Genomic DNA, 20,951 nt, shown 5'->3' on the forward strand with positions numbered 1-20,951 from the left:
CGGAGAAGGAATCGGGACATGACTTCTTCCGTACGACCGCGCGTACTGACCGGTGCGCTGACCGCCTTCGGCCTCTCTATTGGCATGATCATGACATCCGGTACGCTCTCGCCGGCCAGCGCCGCCACCTGGCCCACCGCGAGCGGCAGCCAGGCGGTGACCTCGACGATCTCGGTCTCGGGCACCAAGGACTACGGGATGCTGCGCCTGTACGGCAGCGGTGACCTGGGCACGGGCAGCCAGGACGAGGACCAGGGCCCCATCCTGGAACTGGCCGCCGGTGCCGTCGTCAAGAACGTCATCATCGGCTCGCCCGCCGCCGACGGCATCCACTGCCTGGGCAGCTGCACACTGCAGAACGTCTGGTGGGAGGACGTCGGCGAGGACGCGGCGACCTTCCTGGGCTCCTCGTCGTCGAACGTGTACACCGTGAACGGCGGTGGCGCGAAGGAGGCGAGCGACAAGGTCTTCCAGTTCAACGGCGCCGGGACCCTCAACGTCTCCAACTTCGCGGCGCAGACCTTCGGTACGTTCGTCCGCTCGTGCGGCAACTGCAAGACGCAGTACAAGCGCACGATCAACCTCAACACCATCGAGGCGACCTACAAGGGCAGCCGGATCGTCGGCATCAACACCAACTACGGTGACAGCGCGACCCTGAAGGCCATCACGATCGTCGGGGACACCAGCAAGAAGATGATCCCCTGCCAGAAGTACATCGGGAACAACACGGGCGCGGAGCCGACGACCAACGGCACGGGCGCGGACGGGACTTACTGCAAGTACGCGTCCTCGGACATCACGTACAAGTAGGCCTCCCACGGTGACGGCGGCCGTACGAAGCGTCCCCGCACGGTGCTTCGCACGGCCGCTCCGGCACGAACTCAGCCTGGCAGCACGGCCGTTGACCGCATGCCGAGCCACTGCTCGGCGTCCCACGCCTCGAACCGCTCCACCTCGGTGAACCCCAGCTTCGCCGCGAGGCGCATCGAACGGGCGTTGGCGGTCTGGGTGGTGAGCACCACCGGCTCGCCGGGAAGGACCCCGTCGAGCCAGCCGAGCGCCGCCGCGCACGCCTCGGCGGCGTACCCGGATCCCCACGCCCGGGGCAGGAACAGGTAGCCGAGATCGACCTTTCCCACGGCGGCCGGGCGACTGTGCCCGACGGCCCTCCTGAGCAGGATCAGGCCGATCATCGCCCCGTCGAGATCGACGACGAGGCTCCCGGGCCGCCGCTCGGGCACCTCGGGCGTCCTGCGCTCAAGCTCGTCACGCGCGCCGGGACCGCCGAGGTAGGTGTGCACCTCTGGAGAGGCAAGCAGTTCGATGAACGTCGCACGGTCCCGCGCCTCGGAGGCACGGAGCACGAGCCGCCCCGTTCTGATCGGTTCAGGCGGCCAGGCCGCGACTCCCAGATCTTCCATCGGCGCACGCTAACAGACCGTCAGACCCGCCGAGTGGACGGGTCTATGCCCTGTTCCCGAGCGTGTTCGCGATCAACTCCCGCCGGTGGCGCGTGTATTCGGCGCGCAGAGCCGCGCCCGGCCAGTCGGCGGGCAGGAGTTCAGGAGGCAGGACCGGGTCCGCGAGCAAGTGCCGTACGGCGGCGGCGAGTACGGTGAAGCGGTCGGCCGGGTGGTCCGCGGTGGCGGTGATCCGGTCGAGCAGCGCCTCGGCCGTCTTCGCCCAGGCGTCAAGTGGCCAGAGGGCCGCGGCCAGTTGGCGGGCGGGTTCCTCGGGGCGGGTGGTGAAGTGCCGGGCGACCGCGCCGAGTTCGTCCGGTCGGGGCCGTAGGAGATTGGCGGGACGGAGCCAGACTCCCTCGCGGAGTTCCGCGAGCCGGAGGGCGGTCAACTGGCCGCGCAGGTCGGCGCGTTCGGCGGGGCCGCGGCCGGTCGCGGTGACGACGGCCATCTCCCAGTCGCCGTCCCAGGGGCGGGTCTCCGGGTGTACGGCAACGTCCTGACGGCGCTGGCGTTCCAGCAGGCGGTCGCTGAGCCGGTAGACCGCGTCCGTGGTGCGCAGATCGCCGGCGGCCACCATCCGGCTGAGCGCGGCGCGGAGCGTGGGGCCGGCGACGCCGAGGGGTTCCACGGCGCGCAGCAGATCCCGTACGGGCAGCTCGGGCGGGTGTGTGCCCAGCAGCAGACTCAGGACGACCGAGCGCGCGGACAGCGGGCGCAGATCCACCTCGCCGGGGCCTTCTGACACGTTCATCCGCATGGCCTCGTACTCTACGTGCCGATTCTCGTGTTACATCATTGATGCGACCGCAGAGATAGTGCAACACTCCATCCATGGCCCAGACACTCGCGCACATACCGCCGCAGCCGCGGAACGCCACGCACGACGTCACCAACCAGCCCCCGCCCCTGACCCCGTACGACGCCTCCGAGGACGCGGCCCTGCTGGAGGGGCTGCGCCGGGAGGGTGCCGGGTGGGCCGAGGAGGACGTGCGGCGGCTCGGGCGGGCGGCGGGCAGCGAGGAGGCGCAGGAGTGGGGTGAGCAGGCGAACCGGCACGAGCCGGAGCTGCGCACGCACGACCGCTACGGCAACCGGATCGACGAGGTCGAGTTCCACCCGAGCTGGCACCGGCTGATGGGCGTCGCCGTGGCCGAGGGGCTGGCCGGGGCACCCTGGGCGGACGACCGCTCCGGCGCCCATGTGGCCCGTAGCGCACGGGGGTTGGTGTGGGGACAAACCGATGCCGGGCACGGCTGCCCGACGTCGATGACGTACGCCGCCGTCCCCGCCCTGCGCGCCACGCCCGAACTGGCCGCGGTCTACGAGCCGTTGCTGACCAGCCGGGTGTACGACCCGACCCTGCGCGTCCCGACCGAGAAGCGTGGGCTGCTGGCCGGGATGGGGATGACGGAGAAGCAGGGCGGCTCCGACGTCCGGACGAACACCACGGTGGCCACCCCCACCGCCGAACCCGGCGTGTACACCCTGCGCGGGCACAAGTGGTTCACGTCGGCGCCGATGTGCGACGTGTTCCTCGTACTGGCACAGGCGCCTGACGGACTGTCATGCTTCCTGGTGCCGCGCGTACTTCCCGACGGCAGCCGCAACACGTTCCGTATCCAACGGCTGAAGGACAAGCTGGGCAACCGGTCCAACGCGTCCTCGGAACCTGAGTTCGACGGAACCGTCGCCTGGTTGGTCGGCCCAGAAGGCCGTGGCGTCAAGACCATCATCGAGATGGTCAACTGCACCCGCCTGGACTGCGTGATGATGTCGGCAACTCTCATGCGCAAGACGCTCGTCGAGGCGGGCCACCATGTGCGGCACCGGTCCGCGTTCGGCGCGCGGCTCCTCGAACAGCCGCTGATGCGCAATGTGTTGGCCGATCTGGCGCTGGAGTCCGAGGCCGCCACGACGCTCACGCTGCGGCTGGCGGGCGCGGCCGACCGTGCGGTGCGCGGGGACGGCGCCGAGTCGGCGTTCCGGCGGATCGCCACCGCCGTAGGCAAGTACTGGGTCACCAAGCGCGGCCCGGCCTTCACCGCGGAGGCCCTGGAGTGCCTCGGCGGCAACGGATACGTCGAGGACTCGGGCATGCCCCGCCACTACCGCGAGGCACCCCTCCTCTCGATCTGGGAGGGCTCGGGAAACGTCAACGCCCTGGACGTACTGCGGGCGTTGACCCGTGACCCCGGCACGGCGGAGGCGCTGTTCTCCGAACTCGCCCTGGCGCAGGGCGCGGACGCCCGCCTGGACGCGGCCGTGACCCGCTTGAAGAACGACTTGGGCCGGGCCACCGAGACGGGAGCCCGCCGTCTCGTCGAGCAGATGGCGCTGACCCTCCAGGCCTCCCTCCTCGTGCGACATGCCCCGGCCGCCGTCGCCGACGCCTTCTGCGCGAGCCGGCTCGGCGGTGACTGGGGGCATGCCTTCGGCACCCTCCCCGACTCCGCCGACCTCGACACGATCCTCGCCCGCGCCCTGCCCGAAGGAGACTGACCCTCGGTCACCTCCCGATTCCGCTTCGTTGTCAGTGGCGTGGTGCAGACTCGCGATCAGTTGGCACCGCGCCTGGGGAGGACAACGTGTTCACGGGGATCGACGAGGTCGGCTGGGCCTCACTGCGCCACGCGTACGGCAGTGCGGAGGACGTGCCCGGACTGCTCCGGGGACTGGCCTCCCCGGACCCCGCCGAGCGGGCGGGCGCGCTCGACGGGATGTACGGCGCGGTGCACCACCAGGGGATCGTGTACGACTCGACGCTCGCCTGCGTTCCGTTTCTGTTCGAGCTCGCCGCGTGCGAAGAGGTCGCGGACCGGGGCGGGTTGGTGGAACTTCTGGTCAGCATCGGACGGGGACACGGGCCGGAGGCAGCGGGTGCCAGGGACGAACCGGCCGAGGCCGCCCTCCGCGCGGGCGCCGAGGTCTTCGTCGCCCTCACCGGGGACCGGGACTCCGGCGTGCGCCGCGCGGCGGCCGAAGCGCTCGTGCGCTTCCTGGACCAACCCGCGCGCGTACTGGGCCTGTTGCGGCAGCGCATCACGGTGGAGCGCGACGACCGGGTCCTGCTCGCCCTCACCGAGAGCGTCGGCCTGTTCGTGCGGCAGCACCCGGCCCACGCCCCCGAGGCGCTGGACATCCTGCTGATGCTCGGCACTCCGCCGTACGACCCCGGTCTACGGCTCGCCGCGCTCGGCCAACTCGCGGGCTGCGCACCCGATCTGCTCCCCGCCGACCTCGTCCCGACCGTCGTCGAACTGCTCGGGGAGCGGTCGGAGCAGCGCCGGTCGGGCCGTTCGGCGCCGACGGAGGAGGACCATGCGGACCCGGACACGCTCGCCGGGCGGTTACGGCGGCTGCGGCCCTCGGACGAGGAGGGCGCGCTGCTGCTGCGTACGCTGCACACCGCGCTCGGCGGGCGGGTGGGTGATCGCATCGCCCTGCTGGAAGGGCAGTTGGCCGGCCCGGACCCGGCCGACCGGTGCAACGGGGTGTGGATGGCGGCGGGGTTGTTCCGCGAGTGGCGGGCCGACTACTCGGTGCCCGTCGCGCTGATCGGTGAGCAACTGGGCGCGGGGGCAGCTGCGTTGCCCGGTGCGGCGGAGTCGGACCGGTTGCGTGACGCGGCGGTGTCGGTCCTGGGCGATCTCTTCCACCTGGCCGCACCTGCCGCCGACCACCTCCACGCGCTGGTGATCTCCCGCCCCGACCTGTGGGTGCACCGCTGGGAACGCCGGGCGCCGACCCTGGGCGGTCCGCTCAAGTCCCTTGCCCGCAGCGGCGATCCACGGGCGGTACCGGTACTGGCCCAGGTCCTCGCACAGCCGCTCGCACCCGACGATCTGGGACGGGTGATCGTCCACCTCGGTCCCTCCGCCGCACCCCTCACCCCGGCACTACGACACCGGCTCGGCCAGGTCCCCCTCGACTCCCCCGAGACCTACGACCGCGCCGTACCCCTGCTGTCGGCACTGACCGCGCTCGCCGATCGGGAGGCGGTGCCGGAGGTGTTGCGGCTGTTGGGCGGGATGGCGGACGGGGTGCGGCTGAGGCACCGGGTGGTTGAGTCGGCGGTCCGGGCGCTCGGGGTGTTCGGGGGTGGTGCGGAAGGGGTCGTACCCGTACTGCGGGAGCTGCTGGAGTCCGAGTGTGCGGGGCTGGCGGCGGGGGCTCTGTGGTCGGTGGAGGGGGATCCCCCGGCCGTACTGCCGGTGCTGGTAGGGGAGTTGGCGGGACCGGACGCGCTGCGACGCCGGGCTGCCGCAGACGCGCTCGCCCGGCTGGGGTCGGCCGCGCGGGCCGCGGCGCCCGGGCTGTCGCGGATGGTCGGGGCGGAGTGCGCGTGGGAGCGGGTGGCGGGCGCGTGTGCGCTGTGGCGGGCCACCGGGGAGGTGGAGAGGATGCTTCCGGTGCTGCGTTCGGCCTGGGTGGAGCATCCGGGGGTGCGGGGCATCGTTGCCGCGTGTCTGGTCGGCATGGGGGCGGCCGGGGTGCCGCTGCATGACCTGGTGGAGGCGGAACTCGCCGCGCCGCGACGGCATTTGGTCCGGTCCGGTGGGCATGGCAGCCAGGACGTTCTGGAGGACGAGCGGTTGTTGGGGGTGTGTCGGGAGGTGATGGGGGCTTGAGATCGGCCGGGTCCATCTGCCTGGAAGTACGCACGACTTGGAACCAGGCGGGACCGCGTGACGGGCACGACAAGGGCCCCTGCCTGTGATCCGTATGCCAGTCAGGGGCGCTCGCGCTCGTGGGCGCCGGGCCGGGTGCTCAGCCCGTCTTGCGGCCCCACAGTGGGCCGAAGCGGGCCCACTCCTCGTCCCACTGGTCCATGCGGCGGCGTTCCAGCCGGCCGCGCAGGGCCCGGGCGCCGACGAAGGGGACGGCCGCCGCGCCCACGCCCAGGAGGGTGCCGATCAGTACGGCCCGCAGCTTGGCCTGCGAGGCGCTGGCGGGCTTGGTGACCAGGTGGCCCCGCGGGTCGGTCCAGACGGTCACCGGAGTACCTATCGCGCTGCCGGAGGGGACGCGTATCTGGCCGCTGTGCGAGGAACCGTCCACGGCCGTCCAGCGGACCTTCGCCCAGACCGGTTCGCCACTCGTCCTGCCGGAGTTCGCCGGGGCGGGGCCGGGCGCGTCCTGGACCACCAGAGCCACCACGGGTTTCCAGTCGACGCGTTCCCGGGCCAGCTCGTGTTCGACGGACTGGGTCGCCGTCAGACCGGCGAGCACCCCGGCGAGGACGGTGACCAGCCAGGCGCCGAGCACGATCCACGATTCCACCGCATCGGCACGGCGCTTGAGCGGATTCCGCCGCCACCGCCACAGCCACACCTTCGGACCTCGGAACGCCATCGAAGGCATCCTCCTCATGAACGCACTGACATGCCGAACCGCCCTCCCATACGGGAGACGCCTCCTCGATGCTCACGACGAATACCCCGACTCGACGTTCCCATGGCTGCCCGGGCTCCCGCAGGCGCTCCGCGGGAAGACCTCGCGGATCGGCCCCACGGACCGGCATTGGCCTCCTGACCTGCTGTGATGCCGGTTCCAGGGGTGACTGTCAGTGGTGGGGTGCAGACTGGGCGGTGATGGGGGCAAAGTCGCCAAAAACGCAGTGGAGGTGACCGGCATGACGGAGGTTCTGCTCGCGGTGGGCACGCGAAAAGGCCTGTTCATCGGGCGCAGGCGGGGTGGGGTCTGGGAGTTCGACGAGAATCCGTACTTCAACGCGCAGGCGCTGTATTCGGTCGCCGTCGACACCCGCGGCCCCACACCGAGACTGCTGGCCGGTGGTGACAGCTCTCACTGGGGCCCGTCCGTGTTCCACTCCGACGATCTCGGCCGGACATGGGCCGAGCCGGCCCGGCCCGCGGTCAAGTTCCCGAAAGACACGGGGGCTTCGCTGGAGCGGGTCTGGCAGTTGCACCCCGCGGCCGCGGAACCCGACGTGGTGTACGCGGGCACAGAACCGGCCGCGCTGTTCCGCTCCGAGGACCGCGGCGAGAGCTTCGAACTCGTCCGTCCCCTCTGGGAACACCCCACGCGTTCGCGGTGGGTTCCGGGCGGCGGCGGAGAGGGCCTGCACACCGTCCTCACCGACGAACGCGACCCGCTCGCCGTGACGGTGGCCGTCTCGACGGCCGGAGTGTTCCGCACCGGCGACGGGGGCGAGAGCTGGGAGCCGTCCAACTCCGGTGTCTCCGCGGTGTTCCTGCCGGATCCGAACCCGGAGTTCGGCCAGTGCGTGCACAAGATCGCGCAGGACGCGGCGACCCCGGACCGGCTGTACCTGCAGAACCACTGGGGCGTGTACCGCAGCGACGACGCGGGCGCGCACTGGACGGACATCGGCGAGGGCCTGCCGTCCACGTTCGGCTTCGCGGCGGCCGCCCACCCCCATCGCGGCGACACCGCCTACGTGTTCCCGATCAACGCCGACGCGGACCGCGTGCCCGCCGAGCACCGGTGCCGGGTCTTCCGTACGGCGGACGCGGGCCGGAGCTGGGAGCCGCTGACGGCGGGGCTGCCGGCCGAGGACCACTACGGCACGGTGCTGCGCGACGCGATGTGCACGGACGGCGCCGACCCGGCGGGCGTGTACTTCGGCAACCGCAACGGCGAGGTGTTCGCGTCGGACGACGACGGGGACAGCTGGCGGCAGTTGGCGTCCCATCTCCCGGACGTGCTGTGCGTGCGCGCGGCGGTCGTCGCGTGAGGGCGGGCGCCGCCGACAGGGCAACTCCCGCCAGGGCAGGCTTCGTTCACGCGCGCCCACGGTTCGGTCGTTCTCGGTCGGGACGCGACCACCGGTTGATCGCCGGGCCCTGTACGGCAGTAGGGTGACGCCCGTGGCACCACGACCGTTGCATGAGATCGTCGAACCGGGCTGGGCGAAAGCCCTGGAACCCGTGGCCGGACGCGTCGCCGGGATGGGGGACTTCCTGCGCGCGGAGATCGCCGCCGGACGCACCTATCTACCGGCCGGACCGAACGTCCTCCGAGCCTTCCAGCAGCCCTTCGACGACGTCCGCGTCCTGATCGTCGGACAGGACCCCTACCCGACGCCGGGGCACGCGGTGGGGCTGTCGTTCTCGGTGGCTCCCGAGGTACATCCGCTCCCGCCGAGCCTGCTCAACATCTATCGCGAGCTGAACACGGACCTGGGCCTGCCCCAGCCGTCCAACGGCGACCTCACCCCGTGGAGCCAGCAGGGGGTGCTCCTCCTCAACAGGGCGCTCACCACTGCCCCGCGCAGTCCGGCCGCCCATCGCGGCAAGGGCTGGGAGGAGGTCACCGAGCAGGCGATACGGGCGCTGGCCGCACGCGGCAAGCCGCTGGTGTCGATCCTGTGGGGCCGCGACGCCCGCAACCTCCGGCCCCTCCTCGGCGACCTGCCCTCGGTGGAGTCCTCGCACCCCTCCCCGATGTCGGCCGACCGCGGCTTCTTCGGCTCCCGCCCCTTCAGCCGCGCCAACGACCTGCTGGTCCGGCAGGGAGGACAACCGGTGGACTGGCGTCTGCCGTGACCGTCCCGGGGTTTCTCGCCGTGGACTCGGGAGGCTCCGGGCTCCGGGTCGTCGTGGGCGAGGTCGGTAGTGGCCGAAGATCCGGCCCGCTCTCGTCCGGAGAACCTGTTCGGACCGGCGCTCGTGGGATCGACGCCGGGCATTTCATGGAGCAACTGGCGCCCAGGGTACGGGCGTTGACCGAAGAAGGTGCGGTGTCCGAGGTGGGCACGGCCGTCATCGGGGCCGCCGGGCTCGCCACCCTCGGGGACGGGTTGCGGGCCGAGTTGCCGGGGGCGCTGGCGCGGGAGTTCGGGGTACGGACGGTCGCACTCGCCGCTGATGCCGTCACCGCTTACGTGGGCGCTCTCGGGTCGCGGCCCGGTGCCGTGATCGCCGCCGGTACCGGCCTGATCGCGATCGGCACCGATCTCACCGGGTGGCGGAGAGCCGACGGTTGGGGGCATCTGCTCGGCGACTGCGGTGGCGGGGCCTGGATCGGGCGGGCCGGGCTGGAGGCGGCGCTGCGGGCGTACGACGGGCGGGACGGGGGTTCCGGGGCGCTGTTGAGCCGTGCCGAGGAGCAGTTCGGGGCGATGACGGGGTTGCCGGGGCAGGTGTATCCGCGGCCGGATCGGCCCGCCGTACTCGCGGCTTTCGCACCCCGTGTCGCCGAGTGCGCGGCGGTCGACCCGGTGGCGGCCGGCATCCTGCGTGCCGCCGCCCAGCACATGGCCGAGTCCGCCGTCGCGGTCTGTCCGGTAACCGGCGAGCCCCAAATCGCGCTCACCGGTGGCCTGTTCAAGATGGGCGAGCCTCTCCTCGTACCACTGCACGAGGAGTTGGCGAAGCGGCTGCCGCATGCGCGGGTGGTTCCGGCGGAGGGTGATCCGCTGGACGGTGCCGTGCGGATCGCGCGTGATCTTGCCGCGGGCGCGCTCGCGCTGCCGCGTGACGGCGTCATGTTGTCCGTGGCGAGCCCAATGGGACAAGGTGATCACTTCTGATCCGTACGTAACTCATCAGACAAAACAGGACGGATACCGCTCACCTGCACCCTCCCCGAACAGGGGAGCCCAGGAAGCCAGTAACATGCCTCGCCATGAGCTCCCCCACTGGGCCCGCGTCCGGCCTGCCAGTACGAATGCCGCGACCTCGCCAGCCCGGGCGGCACCGCCGACCCGAGCAGCTGGCGGCTCCCGAGGGCGCGCCCGCGCTGGTGCTCGCCGTGCCGGGCACGCCCAGCGCCGCCACGCGCAGCCTCGCCGAGGAGGTCGTGAGCATCGCGCGCTCCGAGCTGCCCGGTCTCGACGGCCGCATCGGTTATCTCGACGGGGACGACTCCGAGTTCCCCACGCTGACGTCCGTGCTCGCGCACGCCGCTGAGGAGCGCACCGCCCGCTTCGAGCAGGCCAGGGCCGCCGGCGCCGACGTCAAGGAGCCCGACGGGCCGGTGGCCGTCGTCGTGCCGCTGCTCGCCGGTCCGGACAGCGCGCTGCTGCGTCAGGTCCGCCAGGCCGTCATGGACAGCCGGGTCGCGGCCGACCTGACCGATGTGCTCGGCCCGCACCCGTTGCTCGCCGAGGCGCTGCACGTGCGGCTGTCCGAGGCGGGTCTGGCCCGTGCCGACCGCGCCCGGCTGTTCACCGTGGCGACCGCCGCGGACGGCATCATCCTCGCGTCCGTGGGCGGCGAGGAGGCCGTGCAGGCGGCCGGTATCACCGGCATGCTGCTCGCCGCGCGTCTCGCCGTGCCGGTGATGGCGGCGGCTCTGGACCAGGAAGGTTCGATCGCGGCCATCGCCGAGCAGTTGCGCGGGTCGGGTTCGCAGCAGCTGGCGCTGGCGCCGTACCTGATCGGCCCGGAGATCGACCCCGGTCTGCTCCAGGCGGCCGCCGCCGAGGCCGGCTGCGCAGCCGCCGAGGCGCTCGGCCCGTACCCGGCGATCGGCAAGCTCGCGCTGGCCAAGTACACGACGGCGTTGGGCATCGCCCCGCCGCAGCCGCAGGGCGCGCCGGTTCGCTGACTTACCGGCACGTGTAACGCCGTAGCGCCGAAAGGGCCCCTCCTCACGCGGGAGCGGGCCCTTCGGCATGTGCTGGGGACGGCGGCAGGGTCAGTCGAACACCACGCAGGACGCGGCGGTCACCTTGATCGAGCCACCGCGGCGCGGGATGCCCGTGGCGGGGTCGAGGGTGAACCAAGTGACGTCGCCGGAGCGCTCGTTCGCGACGTACAGGTGGCCTCCGGCCTCGGTGAGGGCGCGTGGCCAGTGGCCCTCGCAGGGCACCGTGCCGATCAGGCGCAGCCCGTCGCCCTCGACGGCGAGCACGGAGAGCACGTCCTCGCCGCGGGTCGCCGTCCAGACGAAGCGGCCGTCCGGCGAGGTCACGATGCCTGACGGGTACGCGGCGTCGCCGTCCGGCGGGCCGGGCAGGACCGCGACCTCGGTCAGCGGTTTCAGCGCGCCGCTCTCGGCGTCCCAGCGGCAGACGGTGACGGTCGGCGTGAGTTCGTTGAGGACGTAGGCGTGGGCGCCGTCGGGGTGGAAGGCCAGGTGGCGGGGGCCCGAGCCGGGTCGCAGCGCGATCTCGCGGTGCAGTACGGGGCGTCCGTCCTCCAGCGTGCACACCCGCACGGAGTCGGTGCCGAGGTCGACGCTGACCGCCCAGCGGCCGCTCGGGTCGGGCTGGATCTGGTGGGCGTGCGGACCCTGCTGGCGCTGCTGGTGCGGGCCGGAGCCGGTGTGCCGGAGCTGTCCGGAGGGGCGGCTCGCCAGGGTGCCGTCCGGGCGCACCGGCACGGCGGTGACGCTGCCGGAGCCGTAGTCGGCGGTGAGGACGTGCCCGGCGAACAGGCTCAGGTGGGTCGGCCCGGAGCCGCCCACCCGCACCGGCGACCCCAGCGGCTCGGGCCTGTCGCCGTTCACGCGGTACGCGGCCACCGCGCCCTCGGCCGTCTCACTGACGGCGTAGAGCGTGTCCCCGTCGGGGGCCAGGGCGAGATACGAGGGGTCGGGGACGCCGTCGACGCTGCTCAGGACGGTCAGCGCGCCGCTGTCCGCGTCCACGGCCGCCGTGACGACACCCGGGCCGCCCGCCGCCGTGAACGACCCGATGAAGGCCCGCCGTCCCCGCCTGTCGCCGTCTGCCACCGCTGTCCCCTCTCGGTCAGTGCTCCGGTCAGTGCTCCGGTCCGTACTCCGGTCCGTACTCCGGTCAGCACACCGGATCCGCGCTCCGGTTCCGTGCTGTCGGGGTGACGGTAGCAGTCGATCATGACCGGTCTAGACCAAAGTGCCCAGTCAGTTCCAGAGAGGCATGCCGGACCGTGCGCGCAGCGGCTCGGCGAGATCGGCGAGGGCGCGTTCCAGTCCGTGGAGGTGGGCCAGCGCGGGCTCCACCGGTGGCCGGGCCGCGGTGGCCGTGAGCCGGGACGCGTCGCCGTCGGTGAGCGCCTCGACCGCGGCCTCCACGCGCCAGCAGGCGGCGGCGAGGCGGGCGTCGTGGGAGGCCTCCGGGTCGGCGGCCACGGCGACGAGGCCGCGGATCTCGCGGGCGCAGTCGTCGAGCAGCGCGAGCACCCGGCGGGCGCGGCGCTTGCGGCCGAGCACCGGGTTCAGCGGGTGCACGAGGGGCGCGACGGACAGCCGTACCCGGCCCAGGAGTTGCTCCAGCTCGGCGACGCGTCCGGCGGGGTCGGCCGTCGCGGAACCCGCGAGGCGGGCGGCGGCCTCGGCGGTGCAGGTGTGGACGCAACGCAGGGCGCGTTGGATCCAGGCGTCGGTCGTGGTGTGGGTGGTCACCGGCAGGACGAGGAGGACAGCCAGTACGGCGCCGAGCGCGCCGACGCCGGTCTCCGTGAACCGCAGCGCCAGCAGCGCGGGATTCAGGACGCCGAGGAGGCCGTAGAGGAGTTCTGCCATCAAGGTCACCGAGAGCATCATCCAGGTGTAGGAGACGGCGGCCGAGTAGAAGATGCCGAAGACGCAGGCGGCGACCAGGATCGCGGTGGGGACGGGGGCGCCGTGGACCGGTACGGCGACGAGGAGTCCCAGGGCGATGCCGAGGACCGTGCCGAGGACGCGGCGGAAGCCGCGGACCACGGTCTCGCCGCGCGAGGCGGTGTTCACGAAGATCCACCAGGTCGCGCCGACGGCCCAGTACCAGCGCTGGCCGGACACCAACTGGCCCACCACTAGGGCGAATCCGGCACCGGCGGTCGCTTGGACCGCCTGCCTGGTGGTCACACGGGCCAGGCCGCGAGCGGCAGTTGGGGCGGGTACGGCGGTCGTCGGCAGTCGGCGTTCGTAGCACCAGAAACCGAAGCGGACCGTCGCGGCGGTGAGCACGGAGAGGGCAACTGCCGCGTACAGCATGGGCAGTTGGTCGGTGGTCGCGTGCAGGAACTGGGCCACGAAGAAGGTCATGAACGCGAAGACGCCGAGGCTGTGGCCGCGCGGTCCCCAGCGGCGGGCGTAGACGCCGGCGCCGACCACCGCGAGGAAGGTGAGGTCGCGGGCGACGGGGTGGTCGTGCAGTTCAGCGGCGGCGGCGAGCACCGGCAGGCCCACACAGGGCAGCAGCGCGGTGGTGACGGCCTGCCCGCGCACCGTGGCGTCCGTCACCGTGAACAGGGCGAGCAGCGCGGCGAGACCGCCCGTCACGGCGCCCGCGAGGGACTGCCCGGTCAGCCCGCAGACGACGACCGCGAGGCCGATGCCGAGGACGGCCCGAGCGGCGAACCGCAGCCGCACGCGCCCCGGGTCCGGAGCCACGAACACCCTTTTCAGCACTGCTTCCCGCCCCCTGCGCGTACCCGGACACCGGCATGAAAAAGGCGCCGCGGAGGTCCGCAGCGCCATCGACATGCCCATGAGAGCATCATCGGGTCGAGTGGCTCAAGTGGCTCTCCATTCACTGGGCCAATGGCCCAGTCCCAATCAGCTGGTCCATTGGTACAGTCTTGCGCCATGAGCGTGGACGAACTCGACACCCGCATCCTCAGGCTGCTTCTGGAGCAGCCGCGTACCAGCGTGCGCGAGTACGCCCGGCTGCTCGGGGTCGCGCGCGGCACGCTCCAAGCGCGGCTGGACCGGCTGGAGCGGGACGGGGTGATCACCGGTACGGGCCCCTTCCTCTCCCCCGCCGCGCTCGGGCACCCGGTGCTCGCGTTCGTGCACATCGAGGTCACCCAGGGGCATCTCGACGAGGTCGGGGACGCGCTGGCCGCTGTACCGGAGATCGTCGAGGCGTTCTCGATCACCGGTGGCGGGGATCTGCTGACCCGGGTCGTGGCGCGGGACAACGGTCATCTGGAGGACGTGATCCAGCAGTTGATCAGCCTGCCGGGGGTGGTTCGCACAAGGACCGAGATGGCGTTGCGCGAGCGCGTCCCGCACCGCCTGCTGCCGCTGGTGGAGTCGATCGGCCGCGCGGCCGGCACGTGACCCTTGGCATCCTGAACCCATGAGCAATCTCGGCGGCCTCTCGGTCATCTTCGATCTCGACGGAACACTCGTGGACAGCGAGCCGAACTACTACGAAGCCACCCGGCAGACCCTCGCCGACCACGGCGTCCCGGACTTCACATGGGCCCAGCACGAGCGTTTCGTCGGCATCAGCACCCAGGAGACCCTCGTCCTCCTGAAGGAGCGCCACGGCCTGAAGGCGCCGGTGGAGGAGCTGCTCGCGGAGACGAACCGCCGTTATCTCGCGCTGGCCCGGGCCGCCACGCGCGTGTACCCGGAGATGCGGAAGTTCGTGGAGCTGCTCGCGGCCGAGGGCGTGCCGATGGCGGTGGCGTCGGGTTCGTCGCCGGAGGCCATCGAGGCGATCCTGACCGGCACCGGGCTCGACGCGTCGCTGCGGACCGTGGTCTCGGCGGACGAGGTGGCGCGGGGCAAGCCCGCGCCGGACGTCTTTCTGGAGGCCGCGCGCAGGCTCGGGGCGGCTCCGGCCGACTGTGTCGTCCTGGAGGACGCGGCTCCGGGCGCGGCGGCGGCGCACGCGGCCGGGATGCGCTGCGTCGCGATCCCGTACGTGGCCGCGCAGGCCGACGCCCCCGAGTTCGGGACGGCGGGGCTGCTGCTGCGGGGCGGGCAGGCCGAGTTCAGTGCGCAGGGGGCGTACGACTGGCTCACCGAGGACCGACCGGTCCGCTCGGGGCGTACAACTGGCTGACCGAGGACTGACCGGTCCGCGTCAGGACACCCCCAGCACGAGCTCGTCCCGGTCGCGGTGGATCGGTGCCGCCGAGCCGGTCAGCGGCACGCCCGAACCGCCGTTGCGTACGGCGACGATCTCCGCCGCGATGGACAGGGCCGTCTCCTCGGGCGTACGGCCGCCCAGGTCGAGGCCGATCGGAGAGCGCAGCCGGGCCAATTCCCGCTCGCTGACGCCGACTTCCCGGAGCCGTCGGTTGCGGTCCTCGTGGGTCCGGCGTGAGCCCATGGCTCCGACGAAGGCGACGGGCAGCCTCAGGGCCTCTCCGAGGAGCGGTACGTCGAACTTGGCGTCGTGGGTGAGTACGCACAGGACCGTGCGCTCGTCCGTGGCCGTGTGCCGGAGGTAGCGGTGCGGCCAGTCGACGACGATCTCGTCGGCGTCCGGGAAACGGCTCCGGGTGGCGAAGACGGGCCGGGCGTCGCACACGGTCACCCGATAGCCCAGGAACTTGCCGGCCCGCACCAGCGCCGCCGCGAAGTCGACGGCGCCGAAGACGATCATGCGGGGTGCGGGCACGCCGGACTCGACGAAGAGGGTCAGACCACCGGGGCAGTGCGAGCCGTCCTCCGAGATCTCGACGGATCCGGTACGGCCGAGGTCCAGCAGCGCGCGGGCCCGCGCCGCCGACGTGCGGTCCAGGTGGGACCGGGACCGGCCGACTCGGGGGCGCTCGTGCGGTCGGTGGCGGCCGCTCTCGTCCGCCTCACCGAGGCCGCGCGCGTCCGACCCGCCCGAGCCGCCCTCGCCCGAGACGTCCTCGCCAGGGCCGTCCGCGTCCCTCGCGTCGAGGCTGCCCTCGTGCCTCCCGTCGGGATACACCAGCAGCGCCCTGCCGAGCAGTTCGGCCGGCCCCCGGGCCACCCGGGCCAGCGCCACCGGCTCGCCCCTTGCCGCCGCGGCCAGCCCGGCGGCGTACACCGGGTCGCCCGCACGCACCGGCGTGACCAGGACGTCGATCACCCCGCCGCAGGTCAAGCCCACGGCGAAGGCGTCCTCGTCGCTGTAGCCGAAGCGTTCGCGGACCGGCTCGCCGTCCTGGAGCGCCTGCACGCACAGGTCGTAGACCGCGCCCTCGACGCAGCCGCCGGAGACCGAGCCGATCACCGTGCCGTCGGTGTCGACGGCGAGCGCGGCGCCGGGTGGGCGCGGTGCGCTGCCGCCCACGGTGACGACGGTCGCGACGGCGAAGTCCCGGCCGTCCTGCATCCAGCGGTCCAACTCCTGGGCGATGTCAAGCACTTGGCGTCCCGCCGCCCGCGGTCAGGACCCGGTCGGGGCGGATCGGCAGGGCACGGTGGCGGACGCCGGTGGCGTGCCAGACGGCGTTGGCTATCGCCGCGGCGGTCCCCACGACCCCTATCTCGCCGATGCCCTTGATGCCGACCGGGTCGTCCGGGTCGGGGTCGTCGACCCAGTCGGCCTCGATCGCCGGTATGTCGGCGTTGGCGGAGAAGTGGTAGTTCGCGAAGTCCGGTCCGACCTGGGCGCCGGACGCCGTGTCGCGGACCGCCTCCTCGTGCAGGGCCATGGAGATGCCCCAGATCATCCCGCCGACGAACTGACCGCGCGCGGTGAGCGGGTTGACGATCCGTCCGGCGGCGAAGATGCCGAGCAGCCGTCGTACCCGGACCTCACCGCTGGCGACGTCCACGGCGACCTCGGCGAACTGCGCCCCGAAGGAGTGCCGTTCCTTCTTGGCGAGCGCGGCGACGGCCTCGGCCGTGTCGCTTCGCGCGGTGATGCCGTCGGGCGGGATGTCGCCGCCCAGGGCCAGTTGCTCGCGCAGGTCGGCCGCGGCCCGCATCACCGCCCAGGCCCAGGAGCGGGTGCCCATCGAGCCTCCCGCGAACATCGCGGCTCCGAGATCGCTGTCCCCGATGTGCACCCGGACCCGGCCGGGCTCCGCCTCCAGCGCCTCGGCGGCGACGAGCGTCAGGGCGGTGCGGGCGCCGGTGCCGATGTCCGTCGCGTTGATCCGCACGGTGTAGGTGCCGTCCGCCTCCGCGGTGACGGCCGCCGTGGACGGGCCGACCCCGACATGGAAGGTGGACGCGGCCATGCCGGTGCCGAGCAGCCAGCGCCCGTCGCGGCGCACGCCGGGGCGGGGGTCGCGGTCGGCCCAGCCGAAGCGCCGGGCGCCCTCGTCGAAGCAGGCGAGCAGGTTGCGGCTGCTGAAGGGGAGTCCGGAGACGGGTCCCACCGCGGGTTCGTTGCGGACGCGCAGGGCGATCGGGTCGAGGCCGCACTTCTCGGCGAGTTCATCGAGCGCGGACTCCAGCGCGAAGGAGCCCGGCGCCTCCCCCGGTGCGCGCATGAAGGTGGGGGTCGGCAGGTCGAGCCGTACGACCCGGAAGGCGGTGCGGTGGGCGTCGGCGGCGTACAGCGGGCGTCCGAACGCGGCGCTGGGTTCGACGAACTCGTGCACGGTCGAGGTGAGGCTGAGTGCCTGGTGGTCGAGGGCGCGCAGCCGGCCGTCGGGGTCGGCGCCGAGCCTGACGCGCTGGGTGGTGGGGCTGCGGTAGCCGACCAGGGTGAACATCTGACGGCGCGTCAACACCACGCGGACCGGGCGCTGGAGAACGGTCGCGGCCATCGTGGCGGCCACCTGGTGCGGCCGTACGCCCTTGGATCCGAAGCCGCCGCCGACGTGTTCGGAGCGCACCCGCACGGCCGCCGGGTCGAGGGAGAAGAGTTTCGCGAGTTCGCCGGCCACCCACACGGTGCTCTGGTTGGAGTCGACGACGTCGAGCCGTCCGGCCTCCCAACGGGCCGTCGCGGCATGGGGTTCCAGGGGGCTGTGGTGCTCCTCGGGTGTCGTGTACTCCTCGTCGACGACCACGGCGGACCGGCCGAGGGCGTCGTCCACGTCGCCCTTCACCACCTCGGCCGGTCCGGCGGGCGAGCCCGCGGGCAGGTAGGCGCCGGGGTGCCCGGCGTGGAACGCGATGTCGTGCGGCTCCTCGTCGTAGTCGACCACCAGCGCCTCGGCGGCCTCCCTGGCCTGCTCGGACGTCTCGGCGACGACCAGCGCCACCGGCCAGCCCACGTAAGGGACTTGGTCGTGCTGGAAGAGTCCGAGGGACGGATCCGGCGGGCCCACGACGCTCATGTAGTCGGTGCTGACACGCGGTGCGTTCTCGTGGTGCAGGACCGCGAGGACTCCGGGCATCGCGAGCACCGGGTCGGCCTGGACGGTGCGGATGCGGCCGCGGGCGACGGTGGACAACACCAGCCAGCCGTGGGCGAGTTCGTCGAAGGGGAAGTCTCCCGCGTAGCGGGCCGCGCCGGTGACCTTGTCCCGTCCCTCGACGCGGGTGTGGGCGGTTCCGAAGGCACCCGTCGACCGGACGGCCTGGGTCGTGGTGGTCATCGGGCGGTCTCCTCGGCGAGTTCGGTCAGGACGGCCACGACGAGATTGCGCAGCAGTGTGACCTTGTAGGCGTTGTCCGACAGGGGCTCGGCGGCGGCCAGTTCGGCGTCCGCGGCCGCCATGAACGCCTCGGCGCTCGCCGGTCCCCCGGTCAGCGCCCGCTCGGCCCGCCGCGCCCGCCACGGCCGTGACGCGACCGCCCCGAAGGCCAGCCGTACCTCGCGCACGACACCGTCGCGCACGTCGAGGGCAGCGGCGACCGAGCCGATCGCGAACGCGAAGGAGGCACGCTCGCGCACCTTCCGGTAGCGGGAGTTGGCGGCGACCGGGGCGGGCGGCAGCGTGACCCCGGTGATCAGCGCGCCCGGCGGGAGCGCGGTCTCGTGGTGCGGGGTGTCGCCCACGGGGAGATAAAGGTCCGTGAGCGCCAACTCACCCGGCCCGGCGGCGGTTTCGTACGACACGACCGCGTCGAAGGCCGCCAGCGCCACCGCCATGTCGGAGGGGTGGGTGGCCACGCAGTGCTCGGAGGCACCGAGGATCGCGTGGTTGCGGTGCTCGCCCTTCAGCGCGGGGCAACCACTGCCGGGGGCCCGCTTGTTGCAGGGCTGGGTCACGTCGGTGAAGTAGGCGCAGCGGGTGCGCTGGAGCAGATTTCCGCCGACCGTGGCCATGTTGCGCAGCTGGCCGGAGGCGGCGGCCAGGACCGCTTGGGCCAACGCCGGGTAACGGAGCCGCACTTCGGGATGTGCGGCGAGGTCGCTGTTGGTGACGGTGGCGCCGATGCGCAGGCCGCCGTCCGGTGTCGACTCGATGCGGTCCAGGGGCAGTTCGCGTACGTCGACGAGCCGCGTGGGACGCTCCACACCGGCCTTCATCAGGTCGACGAGATTGGTGCCGCCGCCGAGGAAACGGGCGTCGGGCTCGGCGTCGAGCAGCGCGACCGCGCCGGAGACGTCGAGCACCCGCTGGTACTCGAACTCCCTCATGCCGCGGCCTCCTTGCGCTCGGCCGGCTGCGCCTCGGTGTGCCGTTCCTCCGCCGCCCGGGCGACCGCCTGGACGATCGACACATACGCGCCGCACCGGCACAGGTTGCCGCTCATCCGCTCCCGGATCTCCTCCGCGGTGAGGGGTGGCGGCCCCGCGTCGGGCCGTACGTCGGCGGTGACGGCGCTGGGCCAGCCCGCCGCGTGCTCCTCGATCACCGCGAGGGCCGAACAGATCTGACCCGGAGTGCAGTAGCCGCACTGGTAACCGTCGAGGTCGAGGAACGCCTGCTGCACGGGATGCAGCCGGCCGCCGTCGGCCACGCCTTCGATGGTGGTGACGGCGCGCCCCTCGGCGGCCACCGCCAACTGCAGGCAGGAGACGACCCGGCGGCCGTCGAGCAGCACCGTGCAGGCCCCGCACTGCCCCTGGTCGCAGCCCTTTTTCGTGCCGGTGAGGTCGAGGTGTTCGCGCAGGGCGTCGAGCAGGGTGGTGCGGTGATCGACGGGCAGCGTGTGCTTCTCTCCGTTGATGTTCAGGGTGATGACGCTGGACGTCGATGGGGCCATGGTCAGCCTTCTCTCGCGGGTGTGGGGCGCGTCGAGGTCGGACGTACGTCGGACGTGGAGATCCGTGAGCCCACGGGTCGCACGAAAATGCCGGTCGGCGACCGGGCCCGGTCGTTCGCGCGGCTCGTTCTGCCGGTAGAGTGAGCTCTAAACGGACAACTGTCCGCTACCCAGGAACCTAACGGACAGCTGTCCGCTTAGCAAGGTCGGCTCTGCCGTATTTCCCCGAAGGAGGAGGAGTGCGCGAGGAGTTGGGCACGCCACAGCGCTCGGACGCCCAGCGGAACCGCGAGCGCATCCTCGAAGTGGCGCTCGCCGAGCTGACGCTCGCGGCGGACGTCCCGCTGAGCACGATCGCCAGGAAGGCCGGCGTCGGACAGGGCACGTTCTACCGCAACTTCCCCAACCGCGAGGCGCTCCTGCTGGAGATCTACCGCCACGAGATGCAGCAGGTCGCCGATGCGGCGGCCCCGTTGCTGGAGACGAGCGCGCCGGACCGGGCGCTGCGGCAGTGGATGGACCGCCTCGCACAGTTCGCCAGGGCCAAGGTCGGCCTGGCCGGGGCGCTGCGGCAGGCGGCCGGAGCGTCCGGCACCCCGGCCAAGCCCGGACACGACGCGGTGACGGAGGCCGTCGCGCTGCTCCTGCGGGCGAACGACGAGGCCGGCACCATCCGCCCGGGCGTCACCCCCGACGACTTCTTCCTCGCCATCGCGGGCCTGTGGCAGATCGAACCGCACGGCGACTGGCAGGGGCGCGCCGGGCGGCTCCTGGACCTGGTCATGGACGGACTGCGGGCGGGAGCGCCCGGACGCTGACCCG

General features: G+C 72.6%; 19 protein-coding genes. 10 read left to right on the top strand and 9 right to left on the bottom strand.

From position 1 onward, the window contains the following. Nucleotides 1-18: 18 nt before the first annotated feature. Nucleotides 19-813, top strand: coding sequence for a pectate lyase (locus tag R2B38_RS02620; RefSeq protein WP_318014750.1), 795 nt, complete (start codon nt 19-21; stop codon nt 811-813). A gap of 71 nt (nt 814-884) precedes the next feature. On the opposite strand, the gene R2B38_RS02625 is transcribed toward R2B38_RS02620, so the two are convergent. Together R2B38_RS02625 and R2B38_RS02630 are read right to left on the bottom strand one after the other, a co-directional pair. Next, complete coding sequence (locus R2B38_RS02625; RefSeq protein WP_318014751.1) at nt 885-1,424, bottom strand: GNAT family N-acetyltransferase; 540 nt, start codon at nt 1,422-1,424, stop codon at nt 885-887. A gap of 43 nt (nt 1,425-1,467) precedes the next feature. After that, nucleotides 1,468-2,223: a PaaX family transcriptional regulator C-terminal domain-containing protein gene (locus tag R2B38_RS02630; RefSeq protein WP_318014752.1), complete on the bottom strand. Its 756-nt coding sequence runs from the start codon at nt 2,221-2,223 to the stop codon at nt 1,468-1,470. A 74-nt stretch (nt 2,224-2,297) separates the two neighbouring features. Here R2B38_RS02630 and R2B38_RS02635 point away from each other — a divergent pair, with 74 nt between their 5' ends. After that, on the top strand, nt 2,298-3,965 hold the full coding sequence (locus R2B38_RS02635; RefSeq protein ID WP_318014753.1) for an acyl-CoA dehydrogenase family protein: 1,668 nt from the start codon (nt 2,298-2,300) through the stop codon (nt 3,963-3,965). Between the two features lie 86 nt (nt 3,966-4,051). After that, nucleotides 4,052-6,094, top strand: a complete 2,043-nt coding sequence (locus tag R2B38_RS02640) for a HEAT repeat domain-containing protein (RefSeq protein ID WP_318014754.1) — start codon at nt 4,052-4,054, stop codon at nt 6,092-6,094. A 139-nt stretch (nt 6,095-6,233) separates the two neighbouring features. Here the strand turns inward: R2B38_RS02640 and R2B38_RS02645 are convergent, their stop codons facing one another. Beyond that, the gene (locus R2B38_RS02645) at nt 6,234-6,818 is read right to left on the bottom strand and encodes a hypothetical protein (RefSeq protein ID WP_318014755.1); all 585 of its coding nucleotides are present in this window, start codon (nt 6,816-6,818) and stop codon (nt 6,234-6,236) included. Nucleotides 6,819-7,032: 214 nt separating this feature from the next. On the opposite strand from R2B38_RS02645, the gene R2B38_RS02650 reads away from it, so the two are divergent. From R2B38_RS02650 to R2B38_RS02665, 4 genes are all read left to right on the top strand, one after another. Continuing rightward, on the top strand, nt 7,033-8,184 hold the full coding sequence (locus R2B38_RS02650) for an exo-alpha-sialidase (RefSeq protein ID WP_318014756.1): 1,152 nt from the start codon (nt 7,033-7,035) through the stop codon (nt 8,182-8,184). A 133-nt stretch (nt 8,185-8,317) separates the two neighbouring features. Next, nucleotides 8,318-8,995: a uracil-DNA glycosylase gene (locus R2B38_RS02655; RefSeq protein ID WP_318014757.1), complete on the top strand. Its 678-nt coding sequence runs from the start codon at nt 8,318-8,320 to the stop codon at nt 8,993-8,995. Next, complete coding sequence (locus R2B38_RS02660) at nt 8,980-9,981, top strand: N-acetylglucosamine kinase (protein ID WP_411978552.1); 1,002 nt, start codon at nt 8,980-8,982, stop codon at nt 9,979-9,981. The genes R2B38_RS02655 and R2B38_RS02660 overlap by 16 nt, the downstream gene beginning before the upstream one ends. 95 nt (nt 9,982-10,076) lie before the next feature. Further along, nucleotides 10,077-11,000 carry a sirohydrochlorin chelatase gene (locus R2B38_RS02665; RefSeq protein ID WP_078652243.1) on the top strand — a complete coding sequence of 308 codons (924 nt, stop codon included), beginning with the start codon at nt 10,077-10,079 and terminating at the stop codon, nt 10,998-11,000. Nucleotides 11,001-11,090: 90 nt separating this feature from the next. Here the strand turns inward: R2B38_RS02665 and R2B38_RS02670 are convergent, their stop codons facing one another. Together R2B38_RS02670 and R2B38_RS02675 are read right to left on the bottom strand one after the other, a co-directional pair. Next, a complete protein-coding gene (locus R2B38_RS02670) occupies nt 11,091-12,128 on the bottom strand; it encodes a lactonase family protein (RefSeq protein WP_318014759.1) in 1,038 nt (345 codons plus the stop codon). 150 nt (nt 12,129-12,278) lie between these two features. After that, nucleotides 12,279-13,769, bottom strand: coding sequence for an FUSC family protein (locus R2B38_RS02675; RefSeq protein WP_318014760.1), 1,491 nt, complete (start codon nt 13,767-13,769; stop codon nt 12,279-12,281). 177 nt (nt 13,770-13,946) lie between these two features. Between R2B38_RS02675 and R2B38_RS02680 the strand changes: the two genes are divergently transcribed. Together R2B38_RS02680 and R2B38_RS02685 are read left to right on the top strand one after the other, a co-directional pair. After that, nucleotides 13,947-14,423: an Lrp/AsnC family transcriptional regulator gene (locus tag R2B38_RS02680; protein ID WP_318014761.1), complete on the top strand. Its 477-nt coding sequence runs from the start codon at nt 13,947-13,949 to the stop codon at nt 14,421-14,423. A 19-nt stretch (nt 14,424-14,442) separates the two neighbouring features. Next, the gene (locus R2B38_RS02685; protein ID WP_318014762.1) at nt 14,443-15,156 is read left to right on the top strand and encodes an HAD family phosphatase; all 714 of its coding nucleotides are present in this window, start codon (nt 14,443-14,445) and stop codon (nt 15,154-15,156) included. A gap of 21 nt (nt 15,157-15,177) precedes the next feature. Here R2B38_RS02685 and R2B38_RS02690 read toward each other — a convergent pair whose 3' ends face one another. From R2B38_RS02690 to R2B38_RS02705, 4 genes are read right to left on the bottom strand one after another with little or no spacing between them, the layout of a single operon-like run. After that, nucleotides 15,178-16,440 (bottom strand): XdhC/CoxI family protein, encoded by a 1,263-nt coding sequence (locus tag R2B38_RS02690; protein WP_318014763.1) that lies wholly within the window; start codon nt 16,438-16,440, stop codon nt 15,178-15,180. After that, entirely contained in the window at nt 16,433-18,571 is a 2,139-nt protein-coding gene (locus tag R2B38_RS02695) for a xanthine dehydrogenase family protein molybdopterin-binding subunit (protein WP_318014764.1), read from the bottom strand. Before R2B38_RS02695 ends, R2B38_RS02690 begins: the two co-directional genes overlap by 8 nt. Then, on the bottom strand, nt 18,568-19,560 hold the full coding sequence (locus tag R2B38_RS02700; protein WP_318014765.1) for a xanthine dehydrogenase family protein subunit M: 993 nt from the start codon (nt 19,558-19,560) through the stop codon (nt 18,568-18,570). Before R2B38_RS02700 ends, R2B38_RS02695 begins: the two co-directional genes overlap by 4 nt. Next, a complete protein-coding gene (locus tag R2B38_RS02705; protein ID WP_318014766.1) occupies nt 19,557-20,129 on the bottom strand; it encodes a (2Fe-2S)-binding protein in 573 nt (190 codons plus the stop codon). Before R2B38_RS02705 ends, R2B38_RS02700 begins: the two co-directional genes overlap by 4 nt. Before the next feature lie 239 nt (nt 20,130-20,368). Between R2B38_RS02705 and R2B38_RS02710 the strand changes: the two genes are divergently transcribed. Continuing rightward, nucleotides 20,369-20,947, top strand: coding sequence for a TetR/AcrR family transcriptional regulator (locus R2B38_RS02710; RefSeq protein ID WP_318014767.1), 579 nt, complete (start codon nt 20,369-20,371; stop codon nt 20,945-20,947). Nucleotides 20,948-20,951: the final 4 nt, after the last annotated feature.

This window comes from Streptomyces sp. N50 (assembly GCF_033335955.1).
In the GTDB taxonomy this organism is placed as follows: Bacteria; Actinomycetota; Actinomycetes; order Streptomycetales; family Streptomycetaceae; genus Streptomyces.

Bases quoted from the DNA above. Each gene is read 5' to 3' on its own strand.
- R2B38_RS02625 (WP_318014751.1), bottom strand. From the start codon at position 1,424: ATGGAAGATCTGGGAGTCGCGGCCTGGCCGCCTGAACCGATCAGAACG.
- R2B38_RS02645 (WP_318014755.1), bottom strand. From the start codon at position 6,818: ATGGCGTTCCGAGGTCCGAAGGTGTGGCTGTGGCGGTGGCGGCGGAAT.
- R2B38_RS02695 (WP_318014764.1), bottom strand. From the start codon at position 18,571: ATGACCACCACGACCCAGGCCGTCCGGTCGACGGGTGCCTTCGGAACC.
- R2B38_RS02630 (WP_318014752.1), bottom strand. From the start codon at position 2,223: ATGCGGATGAACGTGTCAGAAGGCCCCGGCGAGGTGGATCTGCGCCCG.
- R2B38_RS02665 (WP_078652243.1), top strand. From the start codon at position 10,077: ATGAGCTCCCCCACTGGGCCCGCGTCCGGCCTGCCAGTACGAATGCCG.
- R2B38_RS02700 (WP_318014765.1), bottom strand. From the start codon at position 19,560: ATGAGGGAGTTCGAGTACCAGCGGGTGCTCGACGTCTCCGGCGCGGTC.
- R2B38_RS02620 (WP_318014750.1), top strand. From the start codon at position 19: ATGACTTCTTCCGTACGACCGCGCGTACTGACCGGTGCGCTGACCGCC.
- R2B38_RS02680 (WP_318014761.1), top strand. From the start codon at position 13,947: ATGAGCGTGGACGAACTCGACACCCGCATCCTCAGGCTGCTTCTGGAG.
- R2B38_RS02705 (WP_318014766.1), bottom strand. From the start codon at position 20,129: ATGGCCCCATCGACGTCCAGCGTCATCACCCTGAACATCAACGGAGAG.
- R2B38_RS02685 (WP_318014762.1), top strand. From the start codon at position 14,443: ATGAGCAATCTCGGCGGCCTCTCGGTCATCTTCGATCTCGACGGAACA.
- R2B38_RS02635 (WP_318014753.1), top strand. From the start codon at position 2,298: ATGGCCCAGACACTCGCGCACATACCGCCGCAGCCGCGGAACGCCACG.